This is a genomic window from Actinomycetospora sp. (assembly GCF_055612215.1).
In genome coordinates, this window is sequence record NZ_JBVPVA010000366.1 from 1 (window position 1) to 18,999 (window position 18,999).

Annotated in this window: 15 protein-coding genes; 3 read left to right on the top strand and 12 right to left on the bottom strand. The window is 73.3% G+C overall.

The genetic code is table 11. The features are described from left to right. A partial coding sequence (locus tag AC0CYZ_RS10400) for a dioxygenase family protein (protein ID WP_472214939.1) occupies positions 1-268 on the top strand: 268 nt, incomplete at its 5' end. 10 nt (positions 269-278) lie between these two features. Then, positions 279-989 (top strand): maleylpyruvate isomerase family mycothiol-dependent enzyme, encoded by a 711-nt coding sequence (locus tag AC0CYZ_RS10405; protein WP_472214941.1) that lies wholly within the window; start codon positions 279-281, stop codon positions 987-989. Between the two features lie 125 nt (positions 990-1,114). Here AC0CYZ_RS10405 and AC0CYZ_RS10410 read toward each other — a convergent pair whose 3' ends face one another. The 10 genes from AC0CYZ_RS10410 to AC0CYZ_RS10455 all read right to left on the bottom strand — a co-directional run bounded on the left by AC0CYZ_RS10410 (position 1,115) and on the right by AC0CYZ_RS10455 (position 15,907). After that, a complete protein-coding gene (locus tag AC0CYZ_RS10410; RefSeq protein ID WP_472214943.1) occupies positions 1,115-3,685 on the bottom strand; it encodes an HAD-IC family P-type ATPase in 2,571 nt (856 codons plus the stop codon). Between the two features lie 404 nt (positions 3,686-4,089). Further along, positions 4,090-5,460 carry an MFS transporter gene (locus AC0CYZ_RS10415; protein ID WP_472214946.1) on the bottom strand — a complete coding sequence of 457 codons (1,371 nt, stop codon included), beginning with the start codon at positions 5,458-5,460 and terminating at the stop codon, positions 4,090-4,092. Further along, a complete protein-coding gene (locus tag AC0CYZ_RS10420; RefSeq protein ID WP_472214947.1) occupies positions 5,453-6,259 on the bottom strand; it encodes a PEP/pyruvate-binding domain-containing protein in 807 nt (268 codons plus the stop codon). The genes AC0CYZ_RS10415 and AC0CYZ_RS10420 overlap by 8 nt, the downstream gene beginning before the upstream one ends. A 7-nt stretch (positions 6,260-6,266) precedes the next feature. Then, the gene (locus AC0CYZ_RS10425; RefSeq protein ID WP_472214949.1) at positions 6,267-7,907 is read right to left on the bottom strand and encodes a PEP-utilizing enzyme; all 1,641 of its coding nucleotides are present in this window, start codon (positions 7,905-7,907) and stop codon (positions 6,267-6,269) included. A 358-nt stretch (positions 7,908-8,265) separates the two neighbouring features. Further along, positions 8,266-9,474, bottom strand: coding sequence for an oligosaccharide flippase family protein (locus tag AC0CYZ_RS10430; RefSeq protein WP_472214951.1), 1,209 nt, complete (start codon positions 9,472-9,474; stop codon positions 8,266-8,268). Further along, positions 9,471-10,433 carry a glycosyltransferase gene (locus tag AC0CYZ_RS10435; RefSeq protein ID WP_472214953.1) on the bottom strand — a complete coding sequence of 321 codons (963 nt, stop codon included), beginning with the start codon at positions 10,431-10,433 and terminating at the stop codon, positions 9,471-9,473. Before AC0CYZ_RS10435 ends, AC0CYZ_RS10430 begins: the two co-directional genes overlap by 4 nt. Continuing rightward, the gene (locus AC0CYZ_RS10440; RefSeq protein ID WP_472214955.1) at positions 10,430-11,734 is read right to left on the bottom strand and encodes a hypothetical protein; all 1,305 of its coding nucleotides are present in this window, start codon (positions 11,732-11,734) and stop codon (positions 10,430-10,432) included. The genes AC0CYZ_RS10435 and AC0CYZ_RS10440 overlap by 4 nt, the downstream gene beginning before the upstream one ends. Beyond that, a complete protein-coding gene (locus tag AC0CYZ_RS10445) occupies positions 11,734-12,918 on the bottom strand; it encodes a glycosyltransferase (protein ID WP_472214957.1) in 1,185 nt (394 codons plus the stop codon). The genes AC0CYZ_RS10440 and AC0CYZ_RS10445 overlap by 1 nt, the downstream gene beginning before the upstream one ends. Continuing rightward, positions 12,908-14,386: a tyrosine-protein kinase domain-containing protein gene (locus tag AC0CYZ_RS10450; protein WP_472214960.1), complete on the bottom strand. Its 1,479-nt coding sequence runs from the start codon at positions 14,384-14,386 to the stop codon at positions 12,908-12,910. Before AC0CYZ_RS10450 ends, AC0CYZ_RS10445 begins: the two co-directional genes overlap by 11 nt. Before the next feature lie 30 nt (positions 14,387-14,416). Beyond that, a complete protein-coding gene (locus AC0CYZ_RS10455) occupies positions 14,417-15,907 on the bottom strand; it encodes a sugar transferase (protein ID WP_472214968.1) in 1,491 nt (496 codons plus the stop codon). Between the two features lie 204 nt (positions 15,908-16,111). On the opposite strand from AC0CYZ_RS10455, the gene AC0CYZ_RS10460 reads away from it, so the two are divergent. Beyond that, positions 16,112-16,447, top strand: a complete 336-nt coding sequence (locus tag AC0CYZ_RS10460; protein WP_472214962.1) for a hypothetical protein — start codon at positions 16,112-16,114, stop codon at positions 16,445-16,447. 13 nt (positions 16,448-16,460) lie between these two features. Here the strand turns inward: AC0CYZ_RS10460 and AC0CYZ_RS10465 are convergent, their stop codons facing one another. Together AC0CYZ_RS10465 and AC0CYZ_RS10470 are read right to left on the bottom strand one after the other, a co-directional pair. After that, positions 16,461-16,859: a helix-turn-helix domain-containing protein gene (locus AC0CYZ_RS10465; protein ID WP_472214964.1), complete on the bottom strand. Its 399-nt coding sequence runs from the start codon at positions 16,857-16,859 to the stop codon at positions 16,461-16,463. 172 nt (positions 16,860-17,031) lie between these two features. Then, positions 17,032-18,627 carry a GGDEF domain-containing protein gene (locus tag AC0CYZ_RS10470; protein ID WP_472214966.1) on the bottom strand — a complete coding sequence of 532 codons (1,596 nt, stop codon included), beginning with the start codon at positions 18,625-18,627 and terminating at the stop codon, positions 17,032-17,034. Positions 18,628-18,999 lie beyond the last annotated feature (372 nt).

Below are 18,999 nucleotides of genomic sequence, written 5' to 3' on the forward strand. Positions count from 1 at the left end.
GCCGTACACCATCCCGCTCGACGGCCCGACCGGGAAGATGACGCTGGCCGCCGGGTGGAGCCCGTGGCGCCCCGCGCACATCCACCTGCTCGTCTCGGCCCCGGGCCACCGGACGCTGACCACCCAGCTGTTCTTCACCGGCGACCCCTACCTGGGCAACGACGTCGCCTCGGCCGACAAGCCGGAGCTCACCCTCGACCCGCAGTCCACCGGCAACGGCGACGAGGTGCGCTCCGACCGCGACTTCGTGCTCGAGCCCGAGAGCTGACGAGGACATCGTGGCCAAGAGCCGCCAGACCCTGACCAGTGACATCAACGTGATGCAGCGCGAGTCGGCGATGGCGATGGCGACCATCAGCAGCCTCGACGACGACGAGCTCGCCGCGCCGACCGCGTGCGAGGGATGGACCCGCGCGCACGTCATCGCTCATCTGGCGCACGACGCTGACGCCATGGCGAACCTCGCCCGGTGGGCCGTGACCGGTCAGGAGACGCCGGCGTACGAGTCGCGGGAGAAGCGCGACGCCGACCTCGAGGCGAGCGCGAAGCTGTCGGCCGCCGGACTCGCCGCAGCTCTGCAACAGGCCGACGCACGCCTGCTGGCGGCCGTCCGGGCACTCAAGGACGGGGTGCAGGTGGAGACGCTGCCGACCCTGCTCTCCGGCGAGATCGATGTCTACTCGCTCCCGGCTCGGCGCACGACGGAGGTCATCGTCCACCACGACGATCTCGGCACCACCTGGGAGTGGCACGAGGCCGATCCCGACGCGGTCCTCGACGCGATCGAGGAGTGCGTGCACCGGCTGCAGGGACATCCCGAGGGTCCGGGCCTGCAGATCATCGCCCGCGAAGGCGAGGAGTGGACCGTCGGCGACGGCTCGACCCGGATCGAGGGCTACTACGAGACCCTGCTGCCGTTCCTGGCGCGCGGGCAGGTGGGAGCCGGCCTGCGGTACGAGGGCGAGCTCCCCCGCCTTCCCCCCTGGTGAGCGACACGGCACTCGGCCAGTCCACCGCTCGCAGAAGACATCCCGTCCGGTCCTGGAACAGCCCTGCCCCTGCAGGAACCGCACCCCCCGCCGCGGCCGAGAAGATCGCCCCGCCGTCCACGGCGTCAGGGTGGGGGTGTCGTGGAGCCCGGACGTTCGTCGTCTCCTCGGTCGACGTCGGGGTGGACCCCGACGAGGCGCTCGAGGAGCCGGTGGCGCAGGGCGAGGCTGACCGCGACGAACCAGCCGACGAGCGCGACCGCCGGGACCTGCACGACGGGCGGGTCGGGGGCAGTGAGACCGAAGTAGGTCCGGGTCGCGGGCACGACCAGCACGATCGCGAAGGCGGCGAACAGTCCGAGCGCGAGCCAGAGCGGTCGTCGGTCGGGGCTGATCCCGGTCCACGCCGTGAAGAGCCGGTGCGGCGGCTCGAGGAACAGGATCAGGACGATCGCCGTGGTCGAGACGAACACCGACAGGCCCGACTGCGCCCCCAGGGTCGCCGACGCGGTGACGAACGTCGGGTCGGAGGCGGGCACACCGGTGTACTTCTCGAACAGCGCGATCGCGCCCGGGAAGTCCGCCTGGGTGAACCCGATGGTGATCTGGCGGTACAGGTAGGCGTACACCGCCGTCGCGAAACCGGCGGTCAGGATGCTGACCGGCAGGACGAACCGCGCGAGGGACACGAGCAGGTCGTCGCGCGGCTCGTCGGGACGGGCCCAGAGGGTGAGGAAGAACGTCGGCAGCCCGACGGTGAACAGGGTGAGGCCGACCTGGGTGGGGGTGTAGGGGAACCCGAGCCCGAGCAGGGTCACGGTGAGGATGACGAGCATCTGCGTGGCCACCCGGGCCAGGAACAGGTACATCGAGTTCCCGACGCCCGCGATGATGCGCCGGCCCTCGGTGCGCGCCGGGGGCAGCGTCGCGAAGGAGTCGTCGAGCAGGACGATGTCGGCGACGTCGCGGGTCACCGAGCTCCCCGAGCGCATGGCGACCCCGACATGGGCCCGCTTGAGCGCCCGGGCGTCGTTGACGCCGTCGCCGACCATGGCGACCTGGTGGTCGCGGCGGCGCAGCGAGTCGACGATCTGTTCCTTCTGTTCGGGGGCGATGCGACCGAACACGGCGTGGGTGTCGACGGCCTCGTCGAGGTCGGCTCCGGAGAGCGCGGCCAGGGCGGGCCCGGCGATCGCCGGGCCGTCGAGCCCGGCGCGGCGGGCCAGCGCAGCGACGGTGTCAGGGTCGTCGCCGGAGATCACCTTCACGGCGACCCCGTCGGCGGCGAAGCCCGCCAGCACCTCGCGGACTCCGTCGCGCAGCTCGTCGGCCAGGGCCACCATCGCGACGATGCGCAGAGGCGGCAGGTGGGGCTCGTCGTCCGCGTCGCGCAGCGGCCCGTCGGCGGTGGCGAGCAGGAGTACCCGCAACCCGCGGTCGGTGAGGACCCGGCGGACGACGTCGAGGGCCTCCACGGCGTCGGGGGCGGACGGTCGCAGGGCGCTGGGCGCGCCGAGCACCAGTGTCGGTCCGCCGTCGAGCGCGACCGCGCTCCAGCGCAGCGCCGAGCGGAACTCCACCTCGTCGGTCGTGGCCGCCCGCTCGCCAGGCAGCGACCCGTCGGCGGCGAGGGCGGCGGTCGTGGCGTTGGTCGCCGACACCGAGCGCGCGAAGGTCCCCAGCAGGCGGCGGGCCTCGTCGTCGGGAACCCCCGGGCCGGGGACGAGGTCGGTGAGGGCGAGCCGGCCGCTGGTCAGGGTGCCGGTCTTGTCGGTGCACACCACGTCGACCCGGCTGACGGCCTCGACCGCGTTGACCTGCTGCACCAGGGCGCCGCGACCCGCGATCCGGGCCGCGCCCACCGCGTAGGCCACCGCAATGAGGAAGAACAGCCCGTAGGGCACCAGGCCCGAGAGCACCGCGGAGGTCTGCACGAACCGCAGCACCGTGGAGCCCTCGAGCAGGGCCTGCGCCAGGATCGCCCCGCTCATCAGCACCACGAGCAGGATCAGCAGCCGCACCACGAGCTCGATCCGGGACTGCAGCGGGGTGAGCCCGGTCGTGTCGGCCCGCGCCGCGAGCGTGAGCCGACCCGCGTGGCTCTCCGCGCCCACCGCCTCGGCCCGCTGCAGCCCCTCGCCCCCGGAGCACGAACTGCCCGAGAGCAGCCGGTCTCCCACCGTCTTGCGGACCGGGTCGGACTCGCCGGTCAGCAGCGACTCGTCGGCCTCCAGGGTCGGCCGGTCCCCGCCACCGGTCACCGCCATCAGCGGCCCGTCGACCACGATCTGGTCACCGCGCCGCACGCGCACCACGTCGCCCTCGACCACGTCGGCGGGCATCACCTGCCGGTCGGCGTCGTCGCGGATCACCGTCACCGGCTCCCGGGCCAGCAGCTGGAGCCGGTCGAGCTGGCGCTTGGCGCGCAGCTCCTGGAACGCGGCGAGCGCGGCGTTGATGATGCCGAGCCCGACGCTGACCAGCGCGTCGCTGTACCGGCCGAGCACCAGCAGCGCGATCCCGATCGCGAACAGCGTGTTGTTGTAGAACGAGAACACCGTGGTGCGCAGGATGCGACCGGTGGTCCTGGACGACCCCGACACCGGGGTGTTCGCCCTCCCCCGCCGGGTGAGCTCGCGTGCCTCCTGCTCGGACAGCCCCGTGGGCAGGGACGTCGGTGGGGACGTCGACGACATGGGGTCCTTCCGTCGAAGGCAGGGACGACGAGGGTCTCGGACGAGCGGGAACCACGATCAGGTGGGGGCAGGATGTGGATCACCTTGGAGTCCTGGGGTAACGAGAGGACATGGTGAAGGTCGGAGTCCGGTAAGGAGCCCGGCGGGCGCCGCCACTCTTACCGAACTACGGCGTGGATCACGCATCGACTTCACGCACCGCGATCACGGTGGCGGACGACGGATCGGCCGCTGCGCCTCCCCCGGCCTGTCCCTCGCCGTCCGCGCCGCGCTGCACGACGCGGGGCTGCCGCGCCGACAGCCGCACGAGGAGGCGTTCGCCTTCTGAGCCACGCCGCGACCGAAGCGTCTCGAGCGGGGTCCTCCGTCGCATGGTCGGCGGGGTGCCTTCCGGTGGACGCGACTCATGAGCCGCCGGGCACCAGGTTCGGCTCGCGCTCGACGAACCGTCCGGGGAGGGCGATCGCGCAGGCGAGGCCGGCGACCAGCGCTGCGGCGAAGACGACGAGGACGACGCGGTGCTCGCCGAGAACCGTGGGCCGGTCGCCGGCGACGTCGACCAGACGTCCGAGGAGGGCGACCCCGACGACGCCGCCGAGATAGCGCATGGTCGAACCGATGCCCGCGGCGGCGCCACTGCGCTCACGCGGAACGGCGGTGAGCGACGCGCTCTGCGCCGCGGGTGTCGCCAGTCCGACCCCGGCACCGAGCAGCGCGAGCGGCAGGACCAGCGACCCCGGCGACGACAGATCGTCCGCGGCGAGAAGGCCCACCGCGACGAGGCAGGACATGGTCCCGCCCACTGCGACCGGTCGCGCCCCGATGCGGTCGCTGAGCCGTCCGGCCACCGGGGCGGCGAGGACCATCGCGGCCGTCATCGCGACGAGGAGCCGCCCGGTGGCCGCGGCGTCGACGGCGAGCAGCGCGTCGAGCACCTGCGGTAGTTCGAACAACAGCGTGTACATCACGAGGTTCTGGAGGGCCACGAGCAGCGACCCGGCGGTGAACGGTAGCGAGCCGAACAGCGCGAAGGCCACGACCGGGTCCTCGACCCGGCGCTCCCACCACACGAACAGCGCGAGCAGCGAGGCACACGTGGCGAGGAGGACCGCAGCGATCACCCCGCGGGTCTCCATGCCCAGGACGAGCGCGATCAGTGTCGCCGTGAGCAGGACCGCGCCGACCAGGTCGAACCGAGGGTGGCCGTGCGATTCGGCCGGCCGCCTGCGACCTGCCGCCAGCAGTGCCGCGAGACCGATCAGCGGGAGGTTGACCGCGAAGATGCTGGGCCAGCCGAGGACGCGGACGAGTTCGCCGCCGACCACCGGGCCGATGCCCGCCGCCAGCGACATCACCGCCCCGAACATGCCGAAGGCCCGACCGCGGCGCGGCGGCGGGACCTCGATCCGCAACAGGGCCACGGTGGCCGGCACGATCGCGGCGCCGCCTGCGGCCATCAGCACGCGGGCCACGGCGAGCACGCCCAGCGTCCAGGCCACCATTCCGAGCACGGCACCGATGACCATCAGCACCTCGCCGAGGGCGAGGACCCGCCAATGGCCCAGGCGGTCGCCGAGCTTGCCGCCGGGGCTCTGGAGCACGATCGCGGCCACGAGGTAGCTCGCCACGACGGCCTGCGCCGCCGTCCCTGGTGCCCGGGCGAACTCGCGCGCGATGTCGGGCAGTGCCACCGCGATCATGGTGGAGTTGAGCGGCAGCAACGAGGAGGCGAGCAGGGCCGCCCCCAGAGCGCGCCGCGACCCGGGCTCAGCCACCGGTGATCGGTCGTCGCTGCAGGAGGGAGACCGCGCCCCCGGTGAAGGCGAACTCGATGTCGTGGTCGCCGGTGCCGTAGACGGAGTCGCACGCCTCGGCGAGGGCGTGGAGCGCGGCGAGCTGCGCGTCGTCGAGGCAGGGCGTGTGCACGGCCGGTCCGGCCACCGCGACCTCCTCGGTCCCGCCCGGACCGGCGCGCACGGCGACGTCCTTCTCGCCGGACGACCGTTCGATCACGTGGCCCCGGGCGTCGAGCCGGTACCGGTCCGGGACGACCAGACCCGCGACGACGGCCTCACCCAGGCCCCAGCTCGCCTCGATCACCCGCTCCGCGGCACCGGTGACGGGGTTGCGGGTGAAGAGCACCCCGGCCACATCCGCCGGGACGAGCTCCTGGACCACGATGCCCATCCGGCACGAGGCGAGACCGAGTCGGCCGCGGTAAGCCCGCGCACCGGGCGCGGCGCCGGAGGCGTGCACGCGGCGCACGGCCGCGACGACGGCGTCGGGCCGGTACACGCCGAGGACGGTGCAGTGGGCGCCGGCGAAGCTGGCCAGACCGGAGTCCTCGCCGACCGCGCTGGACCGCACGGCACGCGGGCTGCCCCCGGCACAGGCTGTGCGCAGCGCCGGGAGGACGTCCGGGTCCGCGCGGACCACCGCGTCGACCGTGTCGACGGACAACGCGAACCCGGTCGGCACGGGAAGTCCGGCGCGGGCGGCCACCGCGAGCGACGCCGCCTTGCCGCCGAACGCCGCGGGGTCGGTGGCCTCGAGGAGCGGGGTCAGTGGGCCCATGCCGATCTCACTGCACCAACCGCACCTCGCCGGTCGTCCCGTCCACCCGCACACGGGCACCGTCCGGGATGAGCCGGGTGGCCTCGCGGGTCCCCACGACGCCGGGGATCCCGTACTCCCGCGCCACGATCGCCGCGTGGCTGAGCTGGCCGCCCCGATCGGTGACGATCGCGCCGAGCAGCGGGAGGACGACGGTGAAGTAGGGCGAGGTGGCACGGGTGACCAAGACGTCCCCGTGCCGCACGCGGTCGAAGTCGGTGCCGTCCGCGACCAGCCGGGCCGGCCCTTCGTAGACGCCGCTGTTGACCGCGAGCCCGCGGAGCACCGTCGCGGAGTTGGGGGTGTCGGGGACTCCGAACAGGTTGGCCATCGCGGCGTCCATCGCGAGCGCGCCGCGCCGGGCCGGCTCCGGCACCGCCTCCGGCGGCGGGGGCGGCGAGGGCGGCGGCCCGATGATTGGTGGCGCGTCGTCCACGGTCAGCGTCGTGCGCCGTCGGACGCGCGCCGCCACCTCGTCCCTGCTCGGCCCCGCGTCACCGCGCAGCAGCGCCGCGAGTTCGGCCGCGTCCGCGTCGACGGCGTGTTCCGGGTCGGCGAGCGCGCCGCGCTCGGCGAGGCGGCGTCCGGTCTCGAGCAGGGCGCGGCGGGCCAGACCGACGGCCCACCCGTCGGAGTAGTTGGCCCGCTCGTCGCGGAGCCGGTTGACGAGTCGCGCCTCGTGCAGACGATCGTCGAACTCGGCGAGGTGCTCGGCGGGCACCCGCGCGCGGATCGAGGTCAACGCGGCGTCCCCGTCGTCCCCGGGCCCGGACTTCCGGTGCGCGACGGCCGCCCGGATCGCTCCGACCACCATCGCCGGCAACTCGCCCGCGGACGGCTCTCCGACGTCGTAGCCGATCGACCGGTAGCGAACGGCGTCGAGATACGCCTGCGCGGCCGGACCGGCGTCGGGGTCGGCGGTGAGGGCGTGCAGCACCGCCGCCGGGTCGTCGGGCGACGCGAGGACCGCTCGGCCACTCTCGGAGGCGGCGACGGCGTCGGCCAGCGCGTCCAGCTCGGCGGTGGCGAATCCGGCGGAGATGGCCGAGGTACCGCGCAGCAGCCCCATCAGTTCCCCGGCCGTCGCACCCGTCCACTCCAGGGCACCGGCGAGGAAGTCCCCGGTCGCCATCAGCGAGGGCGCGCTGTAGCGGTGGTGCAGTTCGATCATCGCCTCGAGGTGGTCCTGGCACCGCCCGACGTGTGCGGCCAGTTCCTCGTCCGACAGCTCCGTCGGATCGACCCCCTGCACGGCCAGGTGGGCGGCGACCGCGTCGGGCTTGACGACCTCGTCCCAGTGGGTGAGGTCCTCCCGCCAGAACCGCTCGGTGAACGCCCGATCCGACGTCGCGATCCGCGCACGCATCTGCTCAGGAGTCGCCGACCCGCGGAAGCCGTACGGGAGACGCTGCGCGTACATGAACCCGCCGATCACCGCGACGTCGTAGCGGCCGAGCAGCAGCCCGTAGCGCGCCAACCCCTCGGCGAACCCGCGCGGGAAACCGGACACGAGCGGGGACCGCGTGAACCACGTGATCGGCCTGCTGTTGTGGGTGGTGTCCAGCTCCCACGTGCCCTCGTTGGGTGGCTCGAACGTCTCGTCGTCCACGGTGGTCCCTCCACTCGGTCCGACCCGGCACCACGCGGCGGTGCGGTCGGGTCTCCGCTGCGCCGGCACGGCCGCCACCTGCGTCGTCGACCATCGTGACCTCGCGCCGGATCGTCCAGCATGGCGGTGACACCCTGCTACTGCACTAGTCCGAACAGGTTGCCTTCCAACGCCTTCTTCGCACACGGGTCCGTGGGGTCGGCGGCCCGGACGACAGAATGCTCCACTGCGTGACCACGGTGTCGGGTGGCGACCACTTCCATCGGCCTATTCATTCCGAGGTGGAGCCCCTCCCGGGGCGGGAGCGCGGCCCCGACTCGCGCCGCAGGGTGATGAACTCCAGGCCCGCGCGGAGCGATCAGCCGCGCACCGGTACCGCGTCGTGGCGGCTCGCCTCGCGGAGCACCCCCACCAGGCACGCGACGTAGCAGGCGCTCTCGCCAATGGCATAGGCCAGACACGTCAGGAGGAAGTCGCCGGTGAGCAGCGCCGTGCCCACGACGGCGGACAGCGCGACCCCGGCCCGCACCACCTGCAGCCGGAAGAGCACGGCCTGGCGGTCGACCATGATCAGGAACGGGGCGAGCGGAGCGGCGGTGATCTGCAGGGCGAACGGAACCGCGAGGATCGCGGCCACCACGCCGACGGTCGCGTAGTCCGCGCCGAGCACCCACGCCGCACCCCGGGGTGCGAGCACGATCAGGGCCACGGCCAGCAGCGACGAGAGCGATCCCAGCACCGCCATCTGCCGCAGCATCGTCCGACGGAGGGCGCCGTGCGGCTCGCGGACGTGCGGGGCCAGCAGACTCTGCGACACCTGCCCCAGCGCCTGCCCGAGCAGGCTGGTCGGCGCACCGGCGACGCGTTGTGCGACGCCGACGTACCCCGCGGCCACCACCCCGAAGAGCGGTGTCGTCAGCAGCGTCAGGGTCTGCATCGAGAGCACCCAGATCGACTGTGATCCGACGGAGAGCAACGAACCGCGGAGCGAGAGGGACGACCGGCCCGGCGGCGGAGCCGACACCGGGGTCCAGGTGAGGGCGATCGCCAGCAGGCGCCCGAGCAGCACCCCCAGCGCGATCACCACCGCGGAGCCGGTCAGCAGCGCGCCGCCCACCTGCAGGGCCGCCCCCAGCAGGCCGCCGAGCAGATTGCGCACCGCGAGCGCCGAGCGGCGCCCGCCGTGGATGAGGACGGCGTTGTCGAGCACCGTCCCCCCGTAGGCGAGCAGCAGGATCGCCGCCGACAGCGACACCGTGGCCACCCCCCTGCTCCCGAGCAGCCCGGCGACCGCGGCCACCCCGAGCACGAGCACCACCACGACGGCCAGCGCCACGAGGCCGACCCGCCGCAGGCCCGCCACCTCGCCGGGCGAGCGAGCCACCGGGATCCGGAACTCGAGGCAGAGGGTGGCGGCGGGCTGGAGGACCACGCTGATCGCGGCGCCCACCTGGAACAGCCCCATCTCGGCCGGCGCGAGCAGGCGGGCGAGCGCCACGACCGCCACCACGAGACAGAGTTGGCCCACCGCCTGGGCGAGCAGGAGGCGCGCGAGGGCTCCCCTCACGTGAGCTCGTCGAGCGCCCGTCGCACCCGCGCGCCGACGGTGTCCCAGTCGTGGGTCCTCGTCCACGCCGCGGGCATGCGCAGCGGCGAACGGTCCGCGACCACCTTCTCCATGGCCACCGCCCACTCCTCGGCGTCCGCGACCGCTTCGACGGCGACGCCCTCCCCGGCGGCGATCTCGGCGACCGAGACGCAGTGGGCCCAGTGGACCACCCGGGTGCCGCACGACATCGCCTCGAGGGCCGGCAGCCCGAAGCCCTCCTCCCGCGACGGCATGACCAGGCCGGCCGCGCCGCGGTAGAGCCGGGCGAGCTGGTGGTCGGTGAGGCCGGTACGCACCTCCACCCGCTCGGCGACGCCCGCGCCGACGGCCGAGCGCCGCATCTGGGTCGGGGACGGTCCGACGACGACCAGACCGAGGTCCGGGCAGCGGGCGAGGGCAGCGAACACGACCTCGACGTTCTTGTGGGCCTTCGCGTTGCTGACCAGGACGACGGTCGCGCGGGCGAACACCTCGGCGTCGTCGGAGGGCGTGAAGGCCGCGGAGCAGCCGTTGCCGACCACGTCGACCTCGACGTGGCCCGCCCGCCGACCCAGCCAGTCCGAGATGGCCGCGCGTGAGGTCTCGGAGACCGTGAGGACCTTCCCGGCGCGCAGGATCCTCGGCGCCACCACGCGCTCGTAGTAGAGGGTCTTCAGCCGCGAGCCCTCGTGCAGGTGGATGAGGTCGTGCACGGTCAGGAGCTGGACGGCCCGCGACACGCCTGCGTTCGGGCCCGGCACGTAGACGACGTCCCGGGACGACGGACGCCACCGGCCGGGCCGCACACAGTCGAAGGGGGCCGTGGCCGACCCCCGCACCGGCAGCCGTCGCACGCCGGCGGGCAGCCGGGACACCACCTCGCGCGAGAACCGCGCGATGCCGTGGGCGCCGGCACTGCGGTCGTCGACGTAGATCACGACGCCGCCGCGCTCCGGTCGGGCGCCGGCCGGGTGCCGGCGAGGATCGACAGCACGAGGGCGCCCCCGAGCACGGCCACCAGCAGGAACACGAGGATCCCCTGGCTGAAGAGATAGGTGCGCCAGAGCTCGGCGACGCCGTACCCCACGACCCCCGCGCCCGCGGCCGCCACCGATCGGTACTGCCCGAGGTGGCCGAGGAGCAGTCCGACGACGCCGCTGGTGAGGGCGAGGCCGAACAGGCCCCAGTAGCCGTAGTCGGACAGGACGTCGGCGACCGCGGAGTTGGTGGTGAGGGAATCGGCGACGTCGACCGTCGCGGCGTACCGCTGCCCGCCGCGGGGCAGCGACGAGGTCGAGAACGAGAAGCCGGTCTCCTGCGCGCGCCGGGCGGCGTCGTCGTCGGGGGACTGCTCGGTGGCCGCAGGATCACGGAGGAAGGTCGGCACCCACAGCGCCGCCGCGTGGGAGGCGGGGTACTGGTCGGGATAGCGGCCGGACGCGATCGCGTCGGCCACCCCGAGCGAGACCTGGAACGGGCTGCCGACGTAGGTCAGCAGCTGGTAGGCGCTGGCGCCGAGCGAGCTGTCGACCCCGTGCGCGCGGTAGTAGTTCTCGTTGCGCAGCGAGTTGAGCAGGGTCAGCGCGGCGAGGAGCACCACGACGGTGACCGCCACCGCCCGTACGGGCACGCGCGCGTCGGGATGGCGGGCCCGGTGGAGGAAGGCGAAGACGACGACCGCCATGAGGAGCGCGAGGCGCGAGGCGAACAGGGCGTCGACCGCGAGCAGGAGGGCGCTCCACACGACTTCGGGCAGCCGGAGGACCCGACGTCGCCACAGGTGCACCCCCACCGGGAGCGCGACGGCGGCGGCGTAGCGCAGCGTCGCGACCCCGGCCTCGCCCCCGAGTGCCGCCGTCAGGTCGTTGCCCGTGCCGCCCCCCAGCGCCCCCAGCACGTCCACGGTGGCGGCCGCGCGCGCCAGCGAGTAGCCGACGCCGAGGGTCGCGAGGCCCCACAACAGACGGAAGAGTCGCCGTTCGAGGGCCGGGTCGCTCTCGTAGCGGGCGAGCGAGGCCAGTGGGGCCGTCGCCGCCCCGAGGCGGTGGCCGAGCACCAGGACGGTCGCGCACAGCAGGTACCAGGCCACGAGCACGCCCAGGCCGCCGGGCGCGAGCTCGGAGCGGCGGGCGAATCCTCGCAGCGCGGTCGACGAGCCGGGCACCGACCAGGCCACGAGACTCGCCGCGACGGGGGCGAGCAGGAGCACGGCCGGGTGCAGGACGCGACGCAGCAGCATCACGGACCACGGACGGCCCTGACCACCGCGGCGGTCAGGGCCTGGTCGAACAGCGGCGCGTCGAACCGCCGGGCGTGCTCGGCCACCGACGACCGGGAGCAGGCGCTCGCCGTCTCCACCCCGGAGCGCAACGAGGCCGCGGAGGCCGGATCGACGATCGCGCCCACGGGGCGTCCGGCCAGCGTCTCCCGGGCCCCGCCCTCGACGTTGACCACCACTGGGGTGCCGCAGGCCATCGCCTCGACCGGCATGATCCCGAAGTCCTCGACCGACGGGAAGACGAAGACCAGGGCGCGCTGGTAGAGGGTGTAGAGCAGCGCGTCCGAGGGATCGGTGACGATGTGCACCGGTACCCGGGCGCCGGCGGCGAGGCCGCGCAGCCGGGCCTCCTCGGGACCGCCACCGGCCAGCACGACGGGCAGACCGGCGGCTTCGCCCGCCCTGATGACGAGGTCGAGGCGCTTGTAGCGGACGAAGCGCGACGCACCGAGCACGTAGGTCGCCGGGAGGTCCCGCACCCGTGCGGTCTCGGGGCCGTCGAGGTGGACGCGCCAGTCGCCGACCGCGGCGAGGGCCGCGACCTCGACCGGTGGGTGGATGACCTGCGCCGTCCGGCTCCACGTGCGCTCGATCCGCCGCGCCACGTAGTGGCTGTTGGCGATGAGGGTGTGCGCCTCGGCGGCCTTGCGGCGGTCGATCGCCCGGAGCAGCGGGCCGGCCGCGCGGGCCGCGTGCCCGCCGCCGCGGGCGTCGAGGTCGGGTTCCCAGACGTAGCGGGCGGGAGTGTGGACGTAGAGCACCTTCCGCATCCCGGGTGAGCAGGAGAAGCGGACGTGGTGCGCGAAGCTGTGCGAGCTCACCACCGCCCAGTCGTAGGCCCCTCGCATCTGGTGGGCCCAGGCCAGGGGCATGAGCGGCAGGGCGAGCTCCTTGTGGTGGCGCAGCGGGGTGCGCGCGAGCCACGTCTCGCGGGTGGTGCGGCCGGGGTAGCGCCCGCCACCGCCGCTGTCGTCCCAGAGGCTGAGCACGTCGGCGCCGGGGAAGTCGGCGACGATATGGTCGAAGACCCGCTCCGAGCCGCCGGTGCGCGCCAGCCACTCGTGCACCAGCACTCCCCGTCCGGGCAGCTCGCCGGCAGGCGCCGGAGCGGGCGCGAAGGGTCGGGTCTGCGTGTCAACGACCATGCGACGGCTTCCGATCGTGGAGGGGCGCGCCCACGCCGGCAGCGCGCCGCACCCCGGGGGACGGTCCAGGAGAGGCGTGCAGTCCCGGAGCGGCGGCCGGGAGGTCCGGCACCTCGGCCGCGGCGGGGAGGTCGCCGTAGCCGCCCCGGTCGGCCGGGGCCTCGCGGGCCGGCGCCAGCGTGAGGACGACGCCGAGCGCCCGCGCCGACACGGCACGCAGGATCCCCGCCGACTGGGCGAGCCTCGTGCCCGAGGTGCTGCCCCACCGACAGAGCAGCAGGACCCCGTCGACCAGGGGCACCACCGCCGCCGCGTCACTGACGGTGAGCAGGGGTGCGGTGTCGAGGACGACGTGGTGGTACCGGGCGCGTGCCTCGGCGAGCACGACCTGCATCCGGTGGGAGGCGAGCAGCTCGCCCGGGGTCGGCACGAGCGGCCCGCTGGTCAGGACCGCAGCTCCGTGGACGGTGCGCTGGACCGCGTCGGCGAGGTCGACCCGCCCCGCCAGCACCGTGGTGAGACCGACGGTCCGCTCGAGGCCGAGCCGATCGGCGATGCCGGGCCGTCGCAGGTCGGCCTCGACGAGTAACACCTCGTCACCGCCGGCGGCGAGTGCGACGGCGAGGTCGCAGGCCACCGTCGTCTTGCCCTCCGCCGGTACCGAACTGGCCACGGCCAGCACCCGGGGCGGGTCGTCGACGTCGAGGTACTGCAGGTTGGTGAGCAGCCGCCGAACGGCCTCGGCCGTCGGTGAGGACGGCAGGTCCCGGGTCGGCACGACGCCCGTGGGCGCGGACCGCTCGACGAACGTGGTGGCCAGGAGCGGAAGGTCGACGGCTCCGGCGAGCGCGCGCGTCGAGCGCACCGAGGTGTCGGTCGCGTGGCGCAACAGCGCCAAGGCTGCTCCGGTGACCAGACCGGCGAGCAGGCCGAAGGCGACCACGACCGGCCAGGTGGGGCTCGTGCGCTCCGCGGTGTCCGCGGGCTGGACCACGCGCACCGTCACCGGCGGCGTCGCGCCGGCGCGCAGCGGCCGCTCCAGCTCGTCGACGGCGGCCGGGAACACCCGCCCGACGGCGTTGACCACGGCCACCGACTCCTGCGGGTCCCCGGTGGCGGCGGTGACGTCGAGCAGCACCGAGTCCTGCTCGCTGGACGCCGAGAGCTGCTCGGCCAGTGCGGCGGGGGACGTCCGCAGGCCCAGGTCACCGATCACCGCCCTGGTGATCCGCGGACGGGTCACCAGCTCGACGTAGGAGATGATGCGGGCCTGGGAGAGCTGCGCGCCCTCGTAGGCGTCGGTGGCGTTCTGGTCGGTCTGCGCCGAGACGTACATGGAGATCGTCGCGCTGTAGGTCGGCGGCACCAGCAGCACGACCAGCAGGGCAGCGCCCAGCCCCACGACGAGCCCCGACGCGACGACGACCAGTCGCTCACGGAGGATCCGGGCGTAGTCGAGCACCGTCACGTGACCCGCCCCCCTGCCCGCGGCACCGACCTACCGGCCTCCGCCACGGAGCACCTCTCCCCCGGTCCGGAGCAGGACCTTGACGTCGAGCCAGATCGACCAGTTCTCGATGTAGTAGTTGTCGAAGCGGGCGCGGTCGTCGATCGGGGTGTCGCCTCGCAGGCCGCTGACCTGGGCGAGCCCGGTGAGTCCGACGCGGACGCGGTGGCGCTGGGCGTAGCTGCCGTACTGCTCGGAGAACTTCTCGACGAAGTGCGGTCGCTCGGGACGTGGCCCGACCAGCGCCATGTCGCCGCGCAGCACGTTCCACAGCTGCGGCAGCTCGTCGAGCGAGCTGCGGCGGAGGAACCGGCCGAGCGGACTCATCCGGTCGTCCTGGGCGATGGACCACTGCGTGGCCGCTTCCGCCGGGGTCGCCGGCCTCATCGAACGGAACTTCAGGCACTCGAAGAGTCGCCCGTCCCGGCCGACCCGCTGCTGGTGGAAGATCACCCCGGGGCCGCCGTCGATCCGGACGGCCAGGGCGCAGGCCGCGAGCACCGGGGAGAGCAGGACCAGCCCGAGCAGGGCGAGGAGCAGGCCGATGACCCGCTTCGCGGTCCACGCGAGCCCGGAGAGATACACCTTCCGGATACGCATGATCGAGATGGAGCCGATGTGGTCGGCCTCCCCGAACCGGGTCTGGAAAGCGTGCATCCGGGGGACGACGAGCAGGTCGCAGGACCCGCAGGCGGGGGTGCGGACGATGGCCTGGAGCTCGTCCTCGTCGACGCTCCCGTCCGCGATGATCAGGACCTTCGCGCCGTACACGGCCACGAGGGGCCCGAGGCACGACACCGCTCCGAGGTGCCGCGCGACCGACGAGGCCTGGCACCGGGCACCGTCGTCGACGAACCCGACGACCTCGAGTCCGTAGCGCGGGTACCGCCCGATCAGGGTCGCGAGGTCGGCGGCGGTCGTGCCCCCGCCGACGATCACAGTACGACGGGCGATGAGGAGGCGACGACGTGCCGAGAGGACGATCGCCGTGCTCACGAAGCGCCCCACGAGGAAGAACGCGACGGCAGGCACGGCGAGTCGGAGGAAATCGGTGCCGACATCGGTCGTCGGGACCGCGGCGTCGGACCAGGGGTGGAACAGCGAGAGGGCGGTCCCCACCACCGCGATGACGGCGAGGAGGCGGACCAGGAGGTACGGGAGCTCGTCGAGCACACTGAGGTGGAGCTTGGCCCGGTGGCGCCCACCGCTGAAGCAGAGCCACAGGACCAGTCCGGTCATCAGCAGGAGGGCGCCGACGTAGCGCGGGTCCGTGACCACGGGCGACATCAGGGCCACGGCGTCGACCGGCAGGACGATCATCCAGGCCCAGAAGCCGTGTGAGGACCACAGCCCGGTGGTCCGGGGCGACGGCGCCGGTCCGTGCGGGACAGCGGGCGGGGGCGGCCGCTGCTCGGACACCTGCGCGGACGACGCGCGCGCGGGGCCGGTATCGCTCGCCTCGACGCCACTGACCGCTCGCATCACCGACCGAACGTAAGCCGAAAGAGCAGCCGATTAGCTCTTTCGGTCCAAGGTCAGCCAGATGTGATGTCTTTCCGCTCCTTGAATCACTTCCCCGAATTCGACCACGCCGACCGAGTAACGGGAACGGCCGCCGTGGCGAATGTCCCAGTGAACAGCACGTGCAGTAACGGATCTGTCACGGCCGGGAGCAGGAGGCCACGGGTGGACGACGGTCAAGCGGTGGCCGCTGCTCGGGTCCCGGGCCGGGACGCGACGGACCCGTCGCACCCGACGTGGTGCCAGTTCGACGCGCCCGGCGACCTGGGCGGCGTCGAGCACCACTCTCGCCTCCTCGCCTGGCGATCGACCTACCTGTCGGGTGTCGTCGTGACCGGATGGCTGCGCCGCGTCCGGTACGAGGACGGCAGCGAGGAGACCCCGGCCGTGGTCCTGGAGGTCGACAACCCCGAGCACCCGGGCGAGATCGCGCTGAGCGCGGACGACCTCGGCTCGCTCGCCGAGCACCTGATGGCCCTGCGCGCCGCGCTCGGCGGATGACCGCGGCCCGCCCTCAGCTCTCCGAGGCGTTGTCCGTCGTCGTGCGCCCGCCGTCCGGGGGGTCGACGGTCCGCTGGCGGCCCTCGTTCGCGATGCGGAACTGCTTCGCCAACTCCACCACCGCCCGCCACTGGTCGTCGGTGAGGTGGTGGAAGTCGTCCGGCAGCGCGCGCACCCGGTGGGCCGGGCGGTTGATCTCGGCGAGCACCGTGTTGTAGTCCAGGTCCAGCGCCGCGCACAGCGGTCTGATCGTGTCGTAGCGCGAGTGCGAGACCCGGCTCTTGAGCACGTTGTGGACGGTGCCCTCGGAGACCGGGTCGCCGAGGTCCGCGGTCAGGCGCGCGAGCTGCTTGATGTTCACCCCGCGTCGAAGCATCGCCTCTCGGACGATCTCGCCCAGACTCCGCTCCACGGGGCCGCACCCTACGGTGTGCCGGGCGATGGCCGCACACCGAGAGTCGCGGACTGGTACCGCCGCGCAGGTGAACCTCACTCCGACGGTATCTGGAGCCGAGCACCGCTCACTGCGCGTGCGCGATCTGATGTGTTTGCGTCACCTGTTTGAACATCTGCGTCTGTTCGGACTAGGCGGGCGAGCGCTCCACCGGGCCGTCCTCGACGACCGGGTCCGGGGCGAGGTCCGGCCCGGGCGCCACCGGCGGAGCGGCCCCGGCCGGGAGGACGCGTCCGCGGCCGCTGACCTTCGCGACCCGGAGGGCGTCGTCGGCGGCACGGTAGAGGTCCTCGAAGCCCGTGCCGTCGCGACCCTGCTCGGCCACGCCGGCGCTGGCCGCGATGGCCACCCGGTGCCCGTCCACCTCGTGCGGGACCGCCGCCAGAGCGCGGAGCACGCCGGCCAGACGGGCGACCGCGTCCTCGCGGCCCATCCCGAACATCGCCACCACGAACTCCTCGCCGCCGATCCGAGCGATCGCGTCCTCCCCGCGGAACGACTCCTGCAGGTGGACAGCCACCCGGCACAGGGTCTGGTCGCCGACCGCGTGGCCGTGGCGGTCGTTGATCTCCTTGAAGTGGTCGAGGTCCACCACCGAGAACGACAGCGGCGTCCGGTGGCGCGCCGCGAGGAGCAGCAGGCGGTCGAGATCGCGCTCCAGCCGGCGGCGATTCGCCAGGCCCGTCAGGGGGTCGGTCTCGGCCAGGTGCGCGAGACTGCGCCGCAACGCGAGGTTGTCGCCGAAGAGCACACCCTGGCGCGTACCGAAGACCACCAGCAGGACCACGCCGAGCACGACGTCGAGCCAGTGCCGGATGCCCACCCAGACGCCGGTGACCACCGCGAGGCCCACGACGAGGTTCACCAGGACGTCGCCCAGCCGGCTGTCGGCCGCCGCGCGCAGGGCGCCCGTGCCCGGTGCACGCGCCGAGAACGTCAGGGCGGCGAGGGCGATCAGCAGGTAGCCCCCGATCCACCCCAGGTCGAACGGTGTCCCGGTGTGGAAGTCGGAGCGGGCCTGCAGGAGGGCATAGGCCGTGTCCTCGACCGCGTACACCAGGAGTCCGCAGGCCAGGAGCACCAGGTCCGCCCGCCGACGACTGGGGCTCCTGGTCAGGAGCAGCAGAGCAAGACTGGCCAGCAGGACGTCGCCCAGCGGATAGACGCTGAGCAGGAGGGCGCCGAGCTCCGGCCCGAGGCGGGCGAACAATTCCTGGAGGACCAGGACATTGCTCAGGTACAGCAGCGAGCACCCGATCAGGAGGCCGTCCAGGAGCAGACGCACGCGGTCGTTCTTGACCCGGCTCCCGGCCGGGAAGCGCAGCAGGCCCGCGGCGGCCAGGACGAGTGCGGCCACGAAGAACAGGTCGCTGACGGTGGGGAACGGCTTCACGGGTTCGAGGCTCTGCACGAACCAGACGACGTTGCCGATCGTCCATGCCGCGCCCATGGCGGCGAAGAGGCACCATGCCCGGCGCAGGGCTCCCGTGGTCCTGGACGCGGTGTACAGGCAGCACACGGCCGCGGCCGACCCGCTCACCAGGAACAACCAGTTGCTGACCAGCAACTTCTCCCGGGCATCGGTCCAACTCACCGTGAGCAGGATCGCCCCGGTCGCGAACAGGACGAGCGCGACCACGACGGCGGCACCGAAGACGCGCGGAGAGCCCGCTCCCCCGGCCGGGGGCGCCGTGGAGTTCCCCGTCCCCTCCAGCGACGCGCACATCACCCCTCCGAACCCGCGACCCTGGTGAGCCGGCGAGTGACCCGGGACGCACAGTGATAATGCGTCATTGCGATCGCGGCGTCGTCGTCACATGGGTGGGACCTCTGATCACTCGCAAGGCCCGCACGGAACCGTCCGGGGACCCGTCGCTCGTCGAGCCTCCGGGGACCACCGACCGGCGTCCGACCGGGTTCTCACGGCCGGCCCGGAGCCCCCGGTCACCCGGGTGCGACTCCTGTGGCACAGAAGGAGTAACAGAGAGTTCGACGAGCGACCAATTGTTAGGCTCAATGGGTGACCTAGAGGCCACCGATGCATGTCTACTGTCGAGTATGGCTACTATGCGAACACGAGCTTCGTTGAGGCTTCAGG

Excerpts from the sequence above, each read along its gene's own strand:
- AC0CYZ_RS10445 (WP_472214957.1), bottom strand. The coding sequence starts at position 12,918 with ATGGTCGTTGACACGCAGACCCGACCCTTCGCGCCCGCTCCGGCGCCT.
- AC0CYZ_RS10455 (WP_472214968.1), bottom strand. The coding sequence starts at position 15,907 with ATGCGAGCGGTCAGTGGCGTCGAGGCGAGCGATACCGGCCCCGCGCGC.
- AC0CYZ_RS10420 (WP_472214947.1), bottom strand. The coding sequence starts at position 6,259 with ATGGGCCCACTGACCCCGCTCCTCGAGGCCACCGACCCCGCGGCGTTC.
- AC0CYZ_RS10410 (WP_472214943.1), bottom strand. The coding sequence starts at position 3,685 with ATGTCGTCGACGTCCCCACCGACGTCCCTGCCCACGGGGCTGTCCGAG.
- AC0CYZ_RS10470 (WP_472214966.1), bottom strand. The coding sequence starts at position 18,627 with ATGTGCGCGTCGCTGGAGGGGACGGGGAACTCCACGGCGCCCCCGGCC.
- AC0CYZ_RS10440 (WP_472214955.1), bottom strand. The coding sequence starts at position 11,734 with ATGCTGCTGCGTCGCGTCCTGCACCCGGCCGTGCTCCTGCTCGCCCCC.